Consider the following 14,917-nt stretch of genomic DNA (forward strand, 5'->3'; position numbering starts at 1 on the left):
AAAATTGAAGGTTGAGAAAACTTGAATTTTCAACGAAGTAGGAATTGAAGGTATTTTAGTGGATCAAACCCAAGACAAAACAAAATATCAGAACCAAACGCATACACATCAAAATCAAAGAATTGTAAATGTTAATGTAAAAAAAAATACAAATATACCTACCTGTCTAATTCTCCAGAAACTCTTTTTTCAATTTCATAATCATTATAACAGGATTATCCTCAGCTTTTACAATTCCAACCCCTTCCAATTCAATTTCTTCATTCTTGTTTTCAAAACTTTGAGAAGGAATAAGAATATCTATAAAATATCCTCCTTTATGGTAAACCTCATGATTCACAGGATGAAACGAGGTCAACAGCACTTTTTCAGGAAAGTTTGTGAGATCGTTTTTTATATTTTGTACATGAAATATCCTTCCTGAGCTTTTAAAGTCAATGAAATGATGAAGCCTTCCAGAATCGTTTTGCTTAAAGAAATAAGTAAGTAAAAAAAGGTTAGCATTGTTTACATGCAATACCGGAAATGAGGCAAGTCCCTCTGTATTCTTTTGCAAATACTCCATTTGTGCTTGTGTATTTCTTAAGCCAACCGAATTATCGATTCCATACTTACCAAAATCAATTGTCACTACTTCATGAGCCTCTCCATTGGAAAGTCTGTAGAATGTATTATTAAACATCAATGAAATAAATAGCTCTCCATTATCATTTATGGTAAAGCTCTCTGAATTGAAGGAGTAATAATTACCCTCAGTTGTGATTTTCTTTTTGAAAATTTCTTTTGGTAATTCATCATGTTTCACTGCAATAATATCTGCATTGGAGGCTTCCCCATTGACGATATTATCAATTTGCTGAGTTGAGAAATAATAAATATCTCCATCTCTCCTTGCTGAATTAGCTGAAGGTATAAAAAGAGGACGATCATTCAAGAACTCAAAGTTTTTAGTTGAATATCTAATAATTCGACCTTTATCCCCTCTACCATCTAAAATATCAATGTATTCCTCATCAATATCAATGAAAATATGACTCAAAAATGAATATTGATCAGGCCCATCTCCTCTTTTATCGAGCGTTGATACGAATTTTCCTTGCTTATCAAACACAAAAAGTACTGCTTGTGCAACATCGACGACATATATATATTTTTCTTTGATAATAATTCTATTTATCCTTTCACTAATCATACATTCATTGGTTGTCTCTAATTTGATATAATAAACAGAATCCACAAATTCTGATAGATTGATGGACTCTTCCGCATGAAATGGATTAATGGAAATTACCTCCTCTGATAAATCTTTCTCTTTGCAGGAAAACATTAGGAAAACCCCTGAAAAAGCAAGAAAAATGACTTTAAAACAAATCGAATTTATGGAAAGAAATTTCATCTTCTAATGTCTGTTTTAATCTAAGAAATAGTCTGTTCTCATGAACAAATGAATTTTCACTGACGTATTCGTTTTCGGGTATTTTAAAAAAAGTCATTGGAGTCAAATCAGGATAGCTATATTCAATCAATATCAATGGTCTGTTCGGATCTTTTTGATTTGATTTAACACCGTATTTATACCATCTAAATACTCTATTTGTAACATTATCAAATAGTAAACTCCCATACATATCTTTACTATTCATTGTCAAGTGCCAATCAGGACTATCATCTGTATAATTTGCTGAAGAAAACGGTGGAGAAATTTTTGTAAAAGTTTCACTAGTTGGAATTTCACCAAATTCTGAATCAGAAAGGTTGTAGTAGAATAGCGTATTAGAGGCTGGAAATGAATAAATTATTCTTTGATTTTTTAGATCCGGAATTTGATAGGCGTAATCAAATGAAAAAGCTCCCCAGTCGCCGTTATTATGATAAATCTCAGGTAACTTCCCGTACAGATTGATTTTCTTTGAGCTCAGTTGATACTTCATAAATGGCATATAATCTGAACTATACTGACCCCAAACGATTGAATTAAAATATAAAGCTTTTCCATCAAATATTACTGGACTGACCGAGCTTGAATATGGACTTTGCCTAAATTCAAAATCAATTAATTGAAACGTATCTATAATTTCTCCTGAGTAATCTGTGATATAAGAATATAGCCCTGTACCAAAGACCAAAATTGAATCCGTATTTAGATGATGATAATTCATGACACCTCTATTGATGCCTATTTCACCAACATGAAAATTTAATTTTTTCTCTAATTTAGTGTCAAGTAAATTATAATAGTAGATAGTATTTGTTAAGCTATTTAAAAAGGTCAAATAATCCTTATCAGCATCCTTTAACACTTCCATACCAATAAAATAGTTTGGTGTAACAGAGTCGAGTGAGAATGTTACCTTTTCTAAAAATTCTACTTCCTTGAATGTATCTAATTGTTTATGATTACAACCAAAAATCAATCCAATAAATAATAAAATGTAAGTTGTTTTCATGTTTAAATGCTTAATTAAAATCAAAAGAAATTAGAGCAAAAGCTCCAAAATGAAGAAATGCAAAAATTGCGATAAATAGTTTTTTCATATGAACTCGTTTTTTCCAAAGATATATATCAATATGAAATCTTGGTGATGCAACATTAAAAATTTAAGAAGTATTAAGTTGGGTTATTCCACCAAAAGCTCCACTTCAAAAGCATGATGGGAACTCCCTTTCATAGGAAAAAAATAAACAGTATTCGGTGGGGCGTACATGGCTGATTTGATCTTATTATCTTTATGCTGATGATAGGATATTGAGAAAATATCTGACTCCTCGTAAAGTTCTAAAATAATCACCAAATATTTGTATTCTCTCGAAATCTTAAGAGGTTCTGATAAAACAATTTCTTTCCAACCTCCATCTTTTACACTTTCTAGTACGGGTTCAAATCCTAATTCTGTAAATTCATTGGGATTATAAATTTTATAATCTACAAGATTTTTGTTTTTAGCTACTCCAAAAAGCCTCAAGTTGACTAATACAGAATGAGTATGAAACGCTTCTCCCACATGAAACTTCACTTTAGACAAATAAATTTCATTTGATTTTGGTAATGTAATTTTTACACCATAAAAAAGATTGTTTAAAGTTTTCATGTCTTCACTAACTAGTTTCCGGGATTTGCTTTCCTGAACAAGGTCTTTAGAGGAATCCCCAATCTGAAGTGCTTTAAGTGGTGAAGACTTCATTAGCATTTCTACCAGTTCCAGTTCTTTTACTCTTAATTTGATAACTGTACTATTTTTAATTTCATTTAACTCAAACAAAACATCATCCAATGCAAAACCCGACACCATTACCTCACGGTTGTCTGAAATGATTTGTGGAGTTAACTTAAATTTACCCTCAATATCAGTCACTATAAATTCTCTTGTTGGCAAAAATGTTACTTTTCGAAAAGACAGGGATTCCCCATTTTTTTCATCCACCAATTGAATAGTTTGGGCATGTAAACTTGATACCATCAAGCCTAACAGAACATATATGAAGTAAGTTATTTTCATTTTTTGGAATAAATGAGTAAGCATGAAATTATCTCAAAAGACCTGAAACCACATAAAATAAAGTCCCCAAAGTTTGACCCTGAGCAAGCAAAACTTGTCCTTTTCTTAAATCAAAGACATCTATCCAAGGCGAAAGATTAAAATCAGGGAGCCTTTTGGAAACAAAATCAAAACCATTCATATCAAAATAATTTAATAAAGTAAATACGTAACTAAAATACATGAATTAGTTTGATTTTAAAACACAACCCCAGATTTTTCCATAAACTCTACCAGAATTTCAAATTTAACAATGAATGACACCCTAAGCACGGCGAGTCTTGTAACCACTGGTTTTAACACAGGTACCATCAGCCCTCTCAAATAAACAAATCATTAAATCATAGGCACTTTGCATACTTAGCGAGTTGAAACCAAATTTTCTTCTTACCTTTGCACCCTAATTCAATTTTACAATGCTTAATATTCGGAATATCGCGATTATCGCACACGTTGACCACGGTAAGACCACCTTGGTAGACAAAATTATCCACGCCTCCAAAATCTTCCGTGAAAACCAACAGTTTGACGATTTAATCCTGGATAACAACGACTTGGAAAGAGAAAGAGGGATTACCATCCTTTCCAAAAACGTATCCGTACGATATAAAGACCATAAAATCAATATCATCGATACACCTGGTCACGCCGATTTCGGGGGTGAAGTAGAGCGTGTATTGAAAATGGCCGATGGAGTTATTCTTTTGGTGGATGCTTTCGAAGGCCCCATGCCACAGACAAGATTCGTATTAGGCAAAGCTCTAGCGCTAGGTTTGACACCTATCGTAGTGGTAAACAAGGTAGATAAACCAAACTGTAGGCCAGATGAAGTTCATGAGGCGGTATTTGACCTGATGTTCAACTTGGACGCTACCGAAGAGCAGTTGGAATTCCAGACCTTATATGGATCTGCCAAACAAAACTGGATGGGTCCAGATTGGCAAAATCCAACTGATTCTATCCTTCCATTATTGGATGCTATTATCGACCATATTCCTGCTCCAAAAATCGACGAAGGTTCACTGCAAATGCAAATCACTTCCTTAGACTACTCCTCATTCGTTGGACGTATCGCTATCGGAAGGGTAAAGAGAGGAACCATCACTGAAAATGCTCAATTGACCTTATGCAAGGCGGATGGTGTTTTCAAAAAAGTTCGTGTAAAAGAATTACATGTATTTGAAGGTTTGGGTAAAAATAAGGTTTCAGAAGTACATGCAGGAGATATTTGTGCGGTAACAGGCATAGAAGATTTCGAAATCGGTGATACCATCGCTGCATTGGAAAATCCTGAGCCATTGCCAAGAATTGCCATCGATGAGCCTACCATGAATATGCTCTTCACGATCAATAACTCTCCATTCTTCGGTAAAGAAGGTAAGTTTGTGACTTCCCGTCACATCAGAGACCGTTTGATGAAGGAAATGGAGAAAAACTTGGCTTTACGAGTGGAGTCAACTGATTCTGAGGACAAGTTTATTGTATACGGTAGAGGTATTCTTCACTTGTCAGTCTTGATTGAGACTATGAGAAGAGAAGGCTATGAATTACAGGTAGGCCAGCCTCAGGTAATCTTCAAAGAAATTGATGGTGTGCAGTGTGAACCTATCGAAACTTTGGTAGTAGATGTACCAGAAGAAACTGCTGGAAAGGTAATCGAATTGGCTACCCAAAGAAAAGGTGAATTACTCATCATGGAGCCGAAAGGTGATTTGCAACACTTGGAATTCAAAATTCCTTCCAGAGGTTTGATTGGTTTGAGAAATAACGTTTTGACAGCTACTCAAGGGGAAGCGATCATGAACCACCGATTCTCTGCTTATGAGCCTTTTAAAGGAAATATTCCAGGCAGAATTAATGGTTCCTTGATATCCATGGAAGGTGGACAGTGTACAGCTTATGCAATTGATAAATTGCAGGATAGAGGTGTATTCTTCATTGAGCCAGGAGACGACTTATATACTGGTCAGGTAATCGGTGAACACTCCCGTGACAATGACTTGGTGGTGAACGTACAAAAAGGTAAAAAATTAACCAACATGCGAGCATCCGGTTCCGATGACAATACCAGAATCGCTCCACCAAAAAGATTCTCTTTGGAAGAAGCCATGGAATATATCCAAAAGGATGAATACTTGGAAATCACTCCTAAATCCATCCGAATGAGAAAAATCTATTTGGATGAGAATGAGAGAAGTAGAATGGCGAAGAAAGATTCTTGATTGTTGTACCAAGTACGAAGTACCAAGATAGAGACCTCAGAAGTTGGAAGATTTTTGGGGTCTTTTTTTTGACCTTGGAGATTTAGCCACAAATGGCACGAATTTACACGAATTAAAAGGTAGGGGTGTCTAGCATTTAGGGGCGTAGCTCTGTAATATTCGTAAAAATTGATACCATAAGAGAAAGTAGAGATGCGTAAGACTGTAATCTTCTTAGGAATTGATATAATTGGAGAAAACAGAGGGGCGTAGCCCTGAGTTCTTCGTAGAAATTTGTACAAGGGAAGAAAAAGAGAGGCGCGTAGCGCTGATACCTTGTCAAGCTGGAAAGATTTTTTAGATAAAATGGAGGATTGAAACGGCAAATCAATTGTAAAACCTTCGAGGTTTCTTGAAACCTCAAAGGTCGTGGAGTCTGCTAACCTTTGAGGTCTTTTCGACCTCGAAGGTCTTTGTTACTTCAAAAAAAGAGCCTTTAAATTAATCAAACCTATAAATATCCAAAACAACTTCATCTTCATTGAGCCCTTCGTAAAATGAATTGGTTCGGGACAGGTAAAGTCCTTTTTTACCTACAAAAGAATTGTAAGGCTTATGAATCTTGCCTGGGAATCGCTTTTCAGTGAGCAGATTAAAGTCTTTATCCAATACAATGACGCTGAACTCATTTTTGACTTGAGGAAACTGTTCCTCAAAGTCTGAGTCTTCAACTTCTCGACCAATAGTGACAAATCGGTAATAAACATCCCTATAAGCATCATAGATCAATGAACTATAAGTAGTCTGAGATACTTTTTCTCTGATTTCGACATCTTTTGGAGCACCTGAACCAGCAGAATACTTCAATGGCTTAGCAAACTCACTTTTGGCATTAACAGATTTTACAAGTTCCCATTCATTATCATATATCAATAAAGAGTCTAAAGCAGACCAAGAATAAATCCATAAATCTCCTTTTCTGATTCTTGAATAATTCCCCAAACCCATGGGCCACATTTTACCATGATAAAATTCTGGAACAGTAATCTTTTCAATTCGCACGACTTCATTGTTTAGCAAATCAACTTGGACAGCTGGTCGAAATGCCTTCATATCTTCATCGGAATTCAAAAAGCCATTCAGAGTCATGTCCGAAAAATACAAACTACCAGCTTCAAAAATTGTCATATTATTCGCCCTTGAATAATGGTTCACCAAGCTTTTCATCATTTCCTGGGGATTACTCCTGTCCATTATTTGTGGATTATACTGAGTAACCACCTCTCCTTGACCATTCACCAAGGAAGTTCCATTCAATAGCATTTGATTAAATAAAAAAACCGAATCAGCATTGTGATAATAGAAACCATATAATGGACGTAAAGGAAACTTCTCATCTCTCACAATCACTGTTCTTTTGACCATTTCCCCCGTTTCCAACTCATAAAAATCAAGAGAAAAATTCACCTTGTTCAATACTAACAGCATCTCAATACCCTCTTCTTGAATTACCTGAAACTCAGTAAAATCAAAATTGGAAACAGAGTCTATTGCTAGTTTCACTTGTCCCTGATGAGTAAAACTATTGGTAAAAGCTTTCTTTTCAGAAAATGAATCTTTCTCTGAACAGGCCCACATGCAAACGCACAAGAGAATACACAGCAGCAAATATTTATTCATAATTTTCACACATTTCATTGACCTAAAATTAACTAATTAATTTTTTAATTACAAAATTAAAAATCTCTTTTACACTTTTTTTCGGACAAGCAAATCAGATAAAATCATCCTTAATGAGGATGTCGAAAATGTAATAATAGAGGAAGTTGAAACCAACCATATCAAGTACAAATATCTTGATAAAAATACTTCCTATACGGTTGATTTGAAAGCCCTAATTGCCAATGAAAAGCACAAGGCCTTTATGGAACAGCACAGAAATACCAAATACATTTACTTCCTCTTCAGCGAAAAAACATGGAGTGGTTCAAATAGTAACAACCAAGGAATTAAGGAGCGACAAATAAGATACCTTATCAAAAATTCTGTAGTAAACCAAAGGGAGTAGTCCCCTCAATCAATAAGATTTCAGGGATCTTTTTTTGATCCCCGAAGTTTCTAATACCCTTGGAATTTTTGCCACTTTGCACCCAACAGAAAAACAAAAAGCCTCTCAATTTTCCATTTGAGAGGCTTTTTGAAAAATTCCAAAGAGGTTTAGTTGACTACTTTTTCGACCACCAAATTGTGATTGGTATAAATGCAGACATCTGCTGCTATACCCAAACTTTCACGTACCATTTCCTCGGCACTGAGTTGGGGAGCAAATTTCTTCAATGCACGGGCAGCTGATTGAGCAAACATACTTCCTGATCCTATGGTTGCGATCTCCATATCAGGCTCAATAACATCTCCTGTACCTGAAATAATCAATATATCCTGAGAATCCGCCACAATCATCATTGCTTCTAGACGGCTCAGCATTCGGTCCATTCTCCATTCTTTGGCTAATTCTACAGCAGCGCGCTTCATATTGTTGCCATAGGCCCCCAATTTTTCTTCAAACTTCTCTAGCAAGGTAAAGGCATCAGCAGTCGAACCAGCAAATCCAGTGACGATTTTGCCGCCTTGTAATTTTCGGATTTTATTGACCGAACTCTTTGCAACCGTATTTCCCATCGTCGCCTGTCCATCCGCTCCGATGACCACTTCTCCATTATGCTTGATCGCTACGACGGTTGTTGATTTTATTTTTTCCATATGGGGAGTTGATTAGTGATTGGTTGATTAGTTGTTTAGTGATTAGTTGATTAGTTGATTAGTAATTGGTTGATTAGTGATTAATTGTTTGCTGGATAGGTCGAGAATCCACTATCCAAAGTTCGAACAATGAGCAGTGAACGATTCGCGTAATAAAAGGAAAAGGCGAGTTCTCTACATGCCCCAAGTCTTATGTCTTGTATCTTGTGTCTTATGTCTCATGCCCACTACCAGAATCCCTACTTGGTACTTAGTACATGGTACTTGGTACAACGTAAATGGTACACTCAAAACAATGACCAAAACAAAAAGTCCCGAAGAATCAGGACTTTTTGACAGGTATTTTATGTCTAGGATTAGATCAATATTCTAACCGGATCTTCCAAGAGTCCTTTAAGTGTCTGAAGGAAGGCAGAACCTACTGCTCCATCCACTACTCTATGGTCACAGGAAAGCGTTACTTTCATCACATTTCCGACTTGCATTTGACCGTTTTTCACAACCACAGTTTCTTTGATACCTCCTACTGCTAAGATGCAAGCATCTGGTGGGTTGATAATGGCGGTAAATTCATCGATACCAAACATTCCCAAATTAGAAATGGTAAAGGTATTCCCTTCCCAATCCTTAGGTTGCAACTCTTTTGTTTTTGCTTTTCCTCCAAGAGATTTCGCCTCGTTGGAAATCTGAGAAAGTGACTTGGAGTCCGCAAATCTGATTACAGGAACCAATAAGCCTTCTTCCACTGCTACAGCCATACCGATGTGGATATGGTCATTGTAACGAATTTTATCACCCAACCAGGAAGAATTTACCTTAGGATGCTGACGTAGAGCTGCCGCAGCCGCTTTGATCACCATGTCATTGAAGGAAATTTTTACTGGAGAGATTTCATTCATGCTCTTTCTTGCTTCGATAGCTTTGTCCATGTTGATTTCCATGGTCAAGTAGAAGTGAGGAGCTGTGAATTTACTTTCAGCCAATCGCTTGGCAATTACTTTACGCATCTGAGATACTTTCTCTTCACGGAAAGACTCCTGCCCCAAAGCAGGTGCAGAAACACTGGCAGCAGCTTGTGCTGGCGCCGCTTGGACAGCCGCAGGTGTAAAGGTCTCAACATCTCTTTTGATAATTCTACCCCCTTCACCAGAACCTTTTACCTGACGGATATCGATTCCTTTTTCCTCAGCTAAGCGTTTTGCCAAAGGAGAGGCTTTTACACGCTCACCATTCTCAGTTGCTGCAGCTACAGGAGTAGTAGAAGTGGTAGTAGAGGCCTTTGGCTCTTCTTTTGGCTCTTCTTTCACAGCTGGAGCAGATTCGGCTACAGCTTCAGGCTCATCAGAACTCTTGGCTTCATGGGCTTTTAACAAGGTTTGATAGTCCGCACCTTTTTCTCCGATGATCGCAATGACTCCATCTACAGGAACTGAATCTCCTGCTTCCACTCCGATGTAAAGTAAAGTACCATCTTCATAAGACTCCAATTCCATGGTCGCCTTATCCGTCTCTACTTCTGCGATAATATCACCAGATTTAATATCATCACCTACTTTTTTCAACCAGCTTGCGATAGTACCATCTGTCATAGTATCACTCATTTTAGGCATGGTAATGACTGTGGCATTGATACCGGAAGTATCGATTTTCTCTGCTTGTTTTGGTTTTTCTTCAGCAGCTTTTGATGGAGCAACTTCTTCTTTAGTATCTTCAGCTTTTGCAGCGGGAGCATCACCTGAGGCAATTTCCTTTAGCAAAGCATCTATGTTTTCACCTTTTTCCCCAATGATTGCAATGACACCGTTAACTGGTACTGCACCTTTCTCTTCCACACCAATGTGTAATAGTACACCTTCATCATAAGATTCCAATTCCATGGTCGCCTTATCGGTCTCCACTTCTGCTAGAATATCTCCAGGCTTAACAGTATCACCTACTTTTTTCAACCACGCTGCGATTACCCCTTCTTCCATGGTATCGCTCATTTTGGGCATTCTAATTATCTCGGCCATAAGTTTAATAGATTCCTAGTCCAAATTTAAGGAGTCCAAAAATAGTTGTTAAAATGTCTTTATTCAAATTTATAATACTATTTTCAGGATTGTAAAGCATGAAAACAGCAGAATTGTTCCCAAATGCCCTTAAGTAAAAACACAGAATATGAATCTCCTAAGTGGCTTTTCAATGGCCATCTTCAGACAATCATCCCTTCACTCTTTCGCTCAAGCATCCCGCTGCCCTTTGAAAGAGAGCGCATTACAACTGCCGATGGGGATTTTTTGGATTTGGATTGGTTGAAAAACAACTCCGATGATTTGGTTATCATCAGTCATGGATTGGAAGGTAATAGCCAACGCCCTTACATGACTGGTATGGCCCGACAATTTTATGCAAACGGATTTGATGTGTTGACTTGGAATTTCCGTGGTTGTGGAGAAGAACTTAATTCCAAACCTATTTTTTATCACTCTGGTGCCACTTATGACTTGGATACAGTCGTTAATCATGCCGCAATTGGTTACCAAAATATCCATTTGATAGGCTTTAGTCTAGGTGGAAATCTTACCTTGAAGTATTTGGGAGAAAAAAGAAACAGGCTTCCAAAAATTAAAAAAGGAGTTGCTATATCTGTTCCTTTGCATCTAGAAAGTTCTTGTCTCAAAATCTCTTCCGGGGAAAACATCATGTATGCCAAGCGCTTTTTAAAAACCTTGAAAGAAAAGGTCATCAAAAAAGCTAAACTATTTCCTGAAGATATTCCTCTGGGAACACTTCGGAAAATCAAAACTCTTAAAGACTTTGACGATATTTACACAGGCCCGCTTCATGGATTTGAGGATGCACATGATTACTACGAACAATGTTCTTCTTTATATTTCCTAGAGGGAATCGAAGTACCTACACTGGTCTTAAATGCACAGAATGATCCATTTTTAACAGATAAGTGCTTTCCAATTTCGCTGGGTAGGACCTTGGATACTGTCTGGATGGAGTTTCCCAAATTGGGGGGGCATGTGGGCTTTACTCCGAGAGAAAGCAAAGACATTTATTGGTCAGAGAAAAGAGCATTTGAATTTATCAGATTTGAACCTTAATTTTCTAAAAAAATACAGCTATGTGCGGTAGATATTCACTCAGTAAAAGTAAGATAGAACTCGAAGAACGATTTCAGGCAGAAATGCTGGGAGATTTCAATCCCCGATACAACATAGCGCCCTCACAACTCGTGCCCGTCATCACTTCAGATAGCCCCAAGGGATTTTCATTTTTCTACTGGGGACTTACGCCTGATTTTGCCAAAAATAAACCTGTATCTATAAATTTCATCAATGCACGTGCAGAGACAGTTCATCAAAAAGTCTCTTTCAAATCTGCCTTTAAACAAAGACGCTGCTTGGTACCGGCGGATTGCTTTTTTGAATGGAAACGGGTTGGCAAAAAGACTAAAATCCCTTATCGATTCGCATTGGAAAATGATGAAATTTTTGCATTTGCAGGGGTTTGGGAAGAATATGAGAATGAAAAGGGAGAAAATAATCACACATTTTTAATCCTTACCACCCAACCCAATTCGGTGGTTGGTGAAATCCATGACCGGATGCCTGTGATTTTGAAGAAAGAAGATGAGAAAAAATGGTTGGACAAGTATAGTTCGGAAGAAGCCTTGCTGAATCTTTTGCAACCATATAATCCCGAGTTGATGGTGTCACATACCGTTTCCCCTTTGGTGAATTCTGTTTACAATGATAGTCCTGCGATCATTCGAAAAACCTCCCCTATGGATCAATTTGGAAACTATACCCTTTTTGGATAATGCCCACTATACATACAATAGACCTACAATTTCTTGAAACCTCTGAAGCCATTGCTTGCTTTTTGATCGAAAGTTCAGAAGGCCCTATTTTAGTAGAAACTGGGCCTGAAAGCACATTTATACAGCTTAAAAACGGCATTGAAGCACTTGGATTTGAGATGTCTGATATTGCACACGTATTTTTATCACACATTCACTTTGACCATGCGGGAGCTGCTTGGAAGTTTGCAAAATCAGGTGCTAAAATACATGTTCATCCAGCAGGTTTACCACATTTAGCAAGTCCTGAAAAACTTTGGAACTCTGCGGCGATGATTTACGGGGCAGATATGGAACGTTTATGGGGTAGTATGGAGCCTATAGCTGAGGCCAATCTGGTTTCAGTAGCAGATGGTCAGCAATTTCCCATTGGAGACCTGACCTTGGAAGCCATTCACAGTCCCGGGCATGCGGTTCATCATATCGCATGGAAATTAGATGAAATCATTTTTACCGGGGATGTGGCAGGTGTTAAAATCGATGATGGCCCTGTGGTACCTCCTTGTCCACCGCCAGATATACACATTGAAGATTGGAAAAACTCCATCCAAAAAATCCTATCGCATCATCCAAAGCAACTTTTTCTAACACACTTTGGGGTAATTGATGAGCCTATTGGTCACATGGCATCATTAGAGGCTATCTTAGATGACTGGGCTAAATGGATGAAAATCCACTTTGAAAAGCAAACAGCTATTGAGGAGGTTACTAAATTATTTATGACTTACACTCGCGAACAACTCAGCTCCCAAAACTGTTCAGAAGCTTTGATCCAAGTGTATGAGTACGCCAATCCAAGCTGGATGTCTGTTGCTGGATTGCTTCGGTATTGGAAATTGAAAAGTCAAGGAAGGATTTAAACTTATTCAGAACATTTACAGGATTTAATAGTTTTGGTAATCCCATCCAAAGATTGGATATTTGCCTAGCCAACAGAATGCTAAGCCCAAGTTTAACCAAAATTATTTCCCATGAAAAAATCCAGAATAACAGGTGCAGGGCACTATGTACCTGAAAATATCATCACCAACGACTACCTTTCCTCTATCATGAACACCAATAATGATTGGATTGTGGAGCGAACTGGTATACAGGAAAGACGTTGGTTTACCCCTGGAAAAGATACTGTTACCAGCATGTCGGCTGCGGCTTCAAAAATGGCTCTCGAACGTGCCGGTTTAACAGCAAAAGACATAGATTTTATTGTTTTTGCAACTATTACCGCCGATTATTTTCTTCCAGGCAATGGAGTATTGCTACAGCGAGAGCTTGGGATGCATGGCATTGGAGCGCTTGATATACGAAATGCTTGCTCAGGATTCATTTACGGGCTTTCTGTAGCTGATCAGTTTATCAAAACAGGTATGTATAAAAATATCCTCGTGGTGGGAGCTGAAATCCAGTCTTCCGCTTTGGATAAAAGCGATGAAGGAAGGTCAAGTGCAGTAATTTTTGCTGATGGAGCTGGTGCTGTAGTATTATCAGCGGTAGAGCCCGATATGCCAGGAATCATGTCTACGCACCTACATGCTGATGGAGATTATGCAGAAGAATTATACTGCATAGCCCCAAGCTCAAGCCAACCTGTGAGAATATCTCAGGAATTGATCGAGCGTGGTGATTTCTTCTTAAAGATGAACGGAAATGCGGTATTCAAACATGCTGTGGTACGTTTCTCGGAAGTCATCAACGAAGCCTTGGAAGCTAACGGTGTAGATAAATCCGAAATCGATTTATTAGTACCACACCAAGCCAATCTTCGGATCAGTAATTACATTCAACAAAAAATGGGCTTACCTGATGAGAAAGTTTTCAATAACATTATGTATTTAGGAAATACAACAGCAGGCACCATTCCTATTGCTTTATCAGAAGCTTGGGAACAAGGGAGAATAAAAGAAGGTGACCTGATTTGCTTAGCCGCTTTTGGTAGTGGATTTGCTTGGGCCTCAGCTTTATTGAGGTGGTAATATGAGTCATACTATCAATCGTCGTTTGTTGGAAGACCAATCACTTTGGCCTGAAATCAACCAGCAAACGACGCTTTTTTTAGATCTTTTTGCAGAATTATCTAATACCTTCACACAGCAAAAACTTATAAAAATCTTCCCATCTTCTAAAGGCTGTAAGGTTACCAAAGGTTTGCAATTATTAGGTCATCCTTATCAAGTCTTGGATATCGTCAGAGATTTTAATGAAGAATCAGGTTTTAATATACGATTACTTAATTGGTGGGGTCATGGTCTTTTTTTGATTATTTTGGTTGGAAAAAAAAGAAACTCGCAACTAGCTAAATTTGGTGAAAGTCAGCCGAGTGACTATTCTTATTTTTCAGGAGTTGACCCTTGGGATTATGAACAAATGATCCGATCAAAAACAAAAATACAAATCTCAATAAAAGATGTTATTTCAGAAAATCGCTTACAAATTTTCAAGAAAATAGCGCTTCCCAGTAATGTAGGGATACTTCAAACAGTGCTATCCAAAGAAATTGACAGAATTATGGAATATACATGGTAATCTTTTCCTTTTTTCTTCAAATTGAACTAATTTACAACCGCATATTG

Annotated in this window: 13 protein-coding genes; 6 read left to right on the top strand and 7 right to left on the bottom strand. The window is 37.5% G+C overall.

Going from position 1 to position 14,917, the window contains the following annotated elements; translation table 11 throughout:
• Nucleotides 1-166: 166 nt before the first annotated feature.
• From ACXIUD_RS04130 to ACXIUD_RS04145, 4 genes are all read right to left on the bottom strand, one after another.
• Nucleotides 167-1,396: a 6-bladed beta-propeller gene (locus ACXIUD_RS04130; protein ID WP_458051352.1), complete on the bottom strand. Its 1,230-nt coding sequence runs from the start codon at nucleotides 1,394-1,396 to the stop codon at nucleotides 167-169.
• Nucleotides 1,362-2,447: a DUF4221 family protein gene (locus ACXIUD_RS04135; RefSeq protein ID WP_458051353.1), complete on the bottom strand. Its 1,086-nt coding sequence runs from the start codon at nucleotides 2,445-2,447 to the stop codon at nucleotides 1,362-1,364. The genes ACXIUD_RS04130 and ACXIUD_RS04135 overlap by 35 nt, the downstream gene beginning before the upstream one ends.
• Before the next feature lie 171 nt (nucleotides 2,448-2,618).
• Nucleotides 2,619-3,497, bottom strand: coding sequence for a hypothetical protein (locus ACXIUD_RS04140; protein WP_458051354.1), 879 nt, complete (start codon nucleotides 3,495-3,497; stop codon nucleotides 2,619-2,621).
• Between the two features lie 28 nt (nucleotides 3,498-3,525).
• Nucleotides 3,526-3,720 carry a hypothetical protein gene (locus ACXIUD_RS04145; protein ID WP_458051355.1) on the bottom strand — a complete coding sequence of 65 codons (195 nt, stop codon included), beginning with the start codon at nucleotides 3,718-3,720 and terminating at the stop codon, nucleotides 3,526-3,528.
• Between the two features lie 232 nt (nucleotides 3,721-3,952).
• Here ACXIUD_RS04145 and typA point away from each other — a divergent pair, with 232 nt between their 5' ends.
• The gene (typA, locus tag ACXIUD_RS04150; protein WP_458051356.1) at nucleotides 3,953-5,758 is read left to right on the top strand and encodes a translational GTPase TypA; all 1,806 of its coding nucleotides are present in this window, start codon (nucleotides 3,953-3,955) and stop codon (nucleotides 5,756-5,758) included.
• Nucleotides 5,759-6,238: 480 nt separating this feature from the next.
• Here typA and ACXIUD_RS04155 read toward each other — a convergent pair whose 3' ends face one another.
• The 3 genes from ACXIUD_RS04155 to ACXIUD_RS04165 all read right to left on the bottom strand — a co-directional run bounded on the left by ACXIUD_RS04155 (nucleotide 6,239) and on the right by ACXIUD_RS04165 (nucleotide 10,509).
• Complete coding sequence (locus ACXIUD_RS04155; RefSeq protein WP_458051357.1) at nucleotides 6,239-7,417, bottom strand: DUF4221 family protein; 1,179 nt, start codon at nucleotides 7,415-7,417, stop codon at nucleotides 6,239-6,241.
• Between the two features lie 537 nt (nucleotides 7,418-7,954).
• A complete protein-coding gene (gene hslV, locus ACXIUD_RS04160; RefSeq protein ID WP_458051358.1) occupies nucleotides 7,955-8,497 on the bottom strand; it encodes an ATP-dependent protease subunit HslV in 543 nt (180 codons plus the stop codon).
• Between the two features lie 356 nt (nucleotides 8,498-8,853).
• Entirely contained in the window at nucleotides 8,854-10,509 is a 1,656-nt protein-coding gene (locus ACXIUD_RS04165; protein ID WP_458051359.1) for a pyruvate dehydrogenase complex dihydrolipoamide acetyltransferase, read from the bottom strand.
• Nucleotides 10,510-10,632: 123 nt separating this feature from the next.
• Here ACXIUD_RS04165 and ACXIUD_RS04170 point away from each other — a divergent pair, with 123 nt between their 5' ends.
• The 5 genes from ACXIUD_RS04170 to ACXIUD_RS04190 all read left to right on the top strand — a co-directional run bounded on the left by ACXIUD_RS04170 (nucleotide 10,633) and on the right by ACXIUD_RS04190 (nucleotide 14,870).
• Nucleotides 10,633-11,592 carry a YheT family hydrolase gene (locus ACXIUD_RS04170; RefSeq protein WP_458051360.1) on the top strand — a complete coding sequence of 320 codons (960 nt, stop codon included), beginning with the start codon at nucleotides 10,633-10,635 and terminating at the stop codon, nucleotides 11,590-11,592.
• Between the two features lie 20 nt (nucleotides 11,593-11,612).
• Nucleotides 11,613-12,311: an SOS response-associated peptidase gene (locus ACXIUD_RS04175; protein ID WP_458051361.1), complete on the top strand. Its 699-nt coding sequence runs from the start codon at nucleotides 11,613-11,615 to the stop codon at nucleotides 12,309-12,311.
• The gene (locus tag ACXIUD_RS04180; protein WP_458051362.1) at nucleotides 12,311-13,210 is read left to right on the top strand and encodes an MBL fold metallo-hydrolase; all 900 of its coding nucleotides are present in this window, start codon (nucleotides 12,311-12,313) and stop codon (nucleotides 13,208-13,210) included. Before ACXIUD_RS04175 ends, ACXIUD_RS04180 begins: the two co-directional genes overlap by 1 nt.
• A gap of 111 nt (nucleotides 13,211-13,321) precedes the next feature.
• A complete protein-coding gene (locus tag ACXIUD_RS04185) occupies nucleotides 13,322-14,320 on the top strand; it encodes a 3-oxoacyl-ACP synthase III family protein (protein WP_458051363.1) in 999 nt (332 codons plus the stop codon).
• A 1-nt stretch (nucleotide 14,321) separates the two neighbouring features.
• Nucleotides 14,322-14,870 (top strand): hypothetical protein, encoded by a 549-nt coding sequence (locus ACXIUD_RS04190; RefSeq protein WP_458051364.1) that lies wholly within the window; start codon nucleotides 14,322-14,324, stop codon nucleotides 14,868-14,870.
• Nucleotides 14,871-14,917: the final 47 nt, after the last annotated feature.

It is taken from the genome of Mongoliitalea sp. (assembly GCF_054166905.1).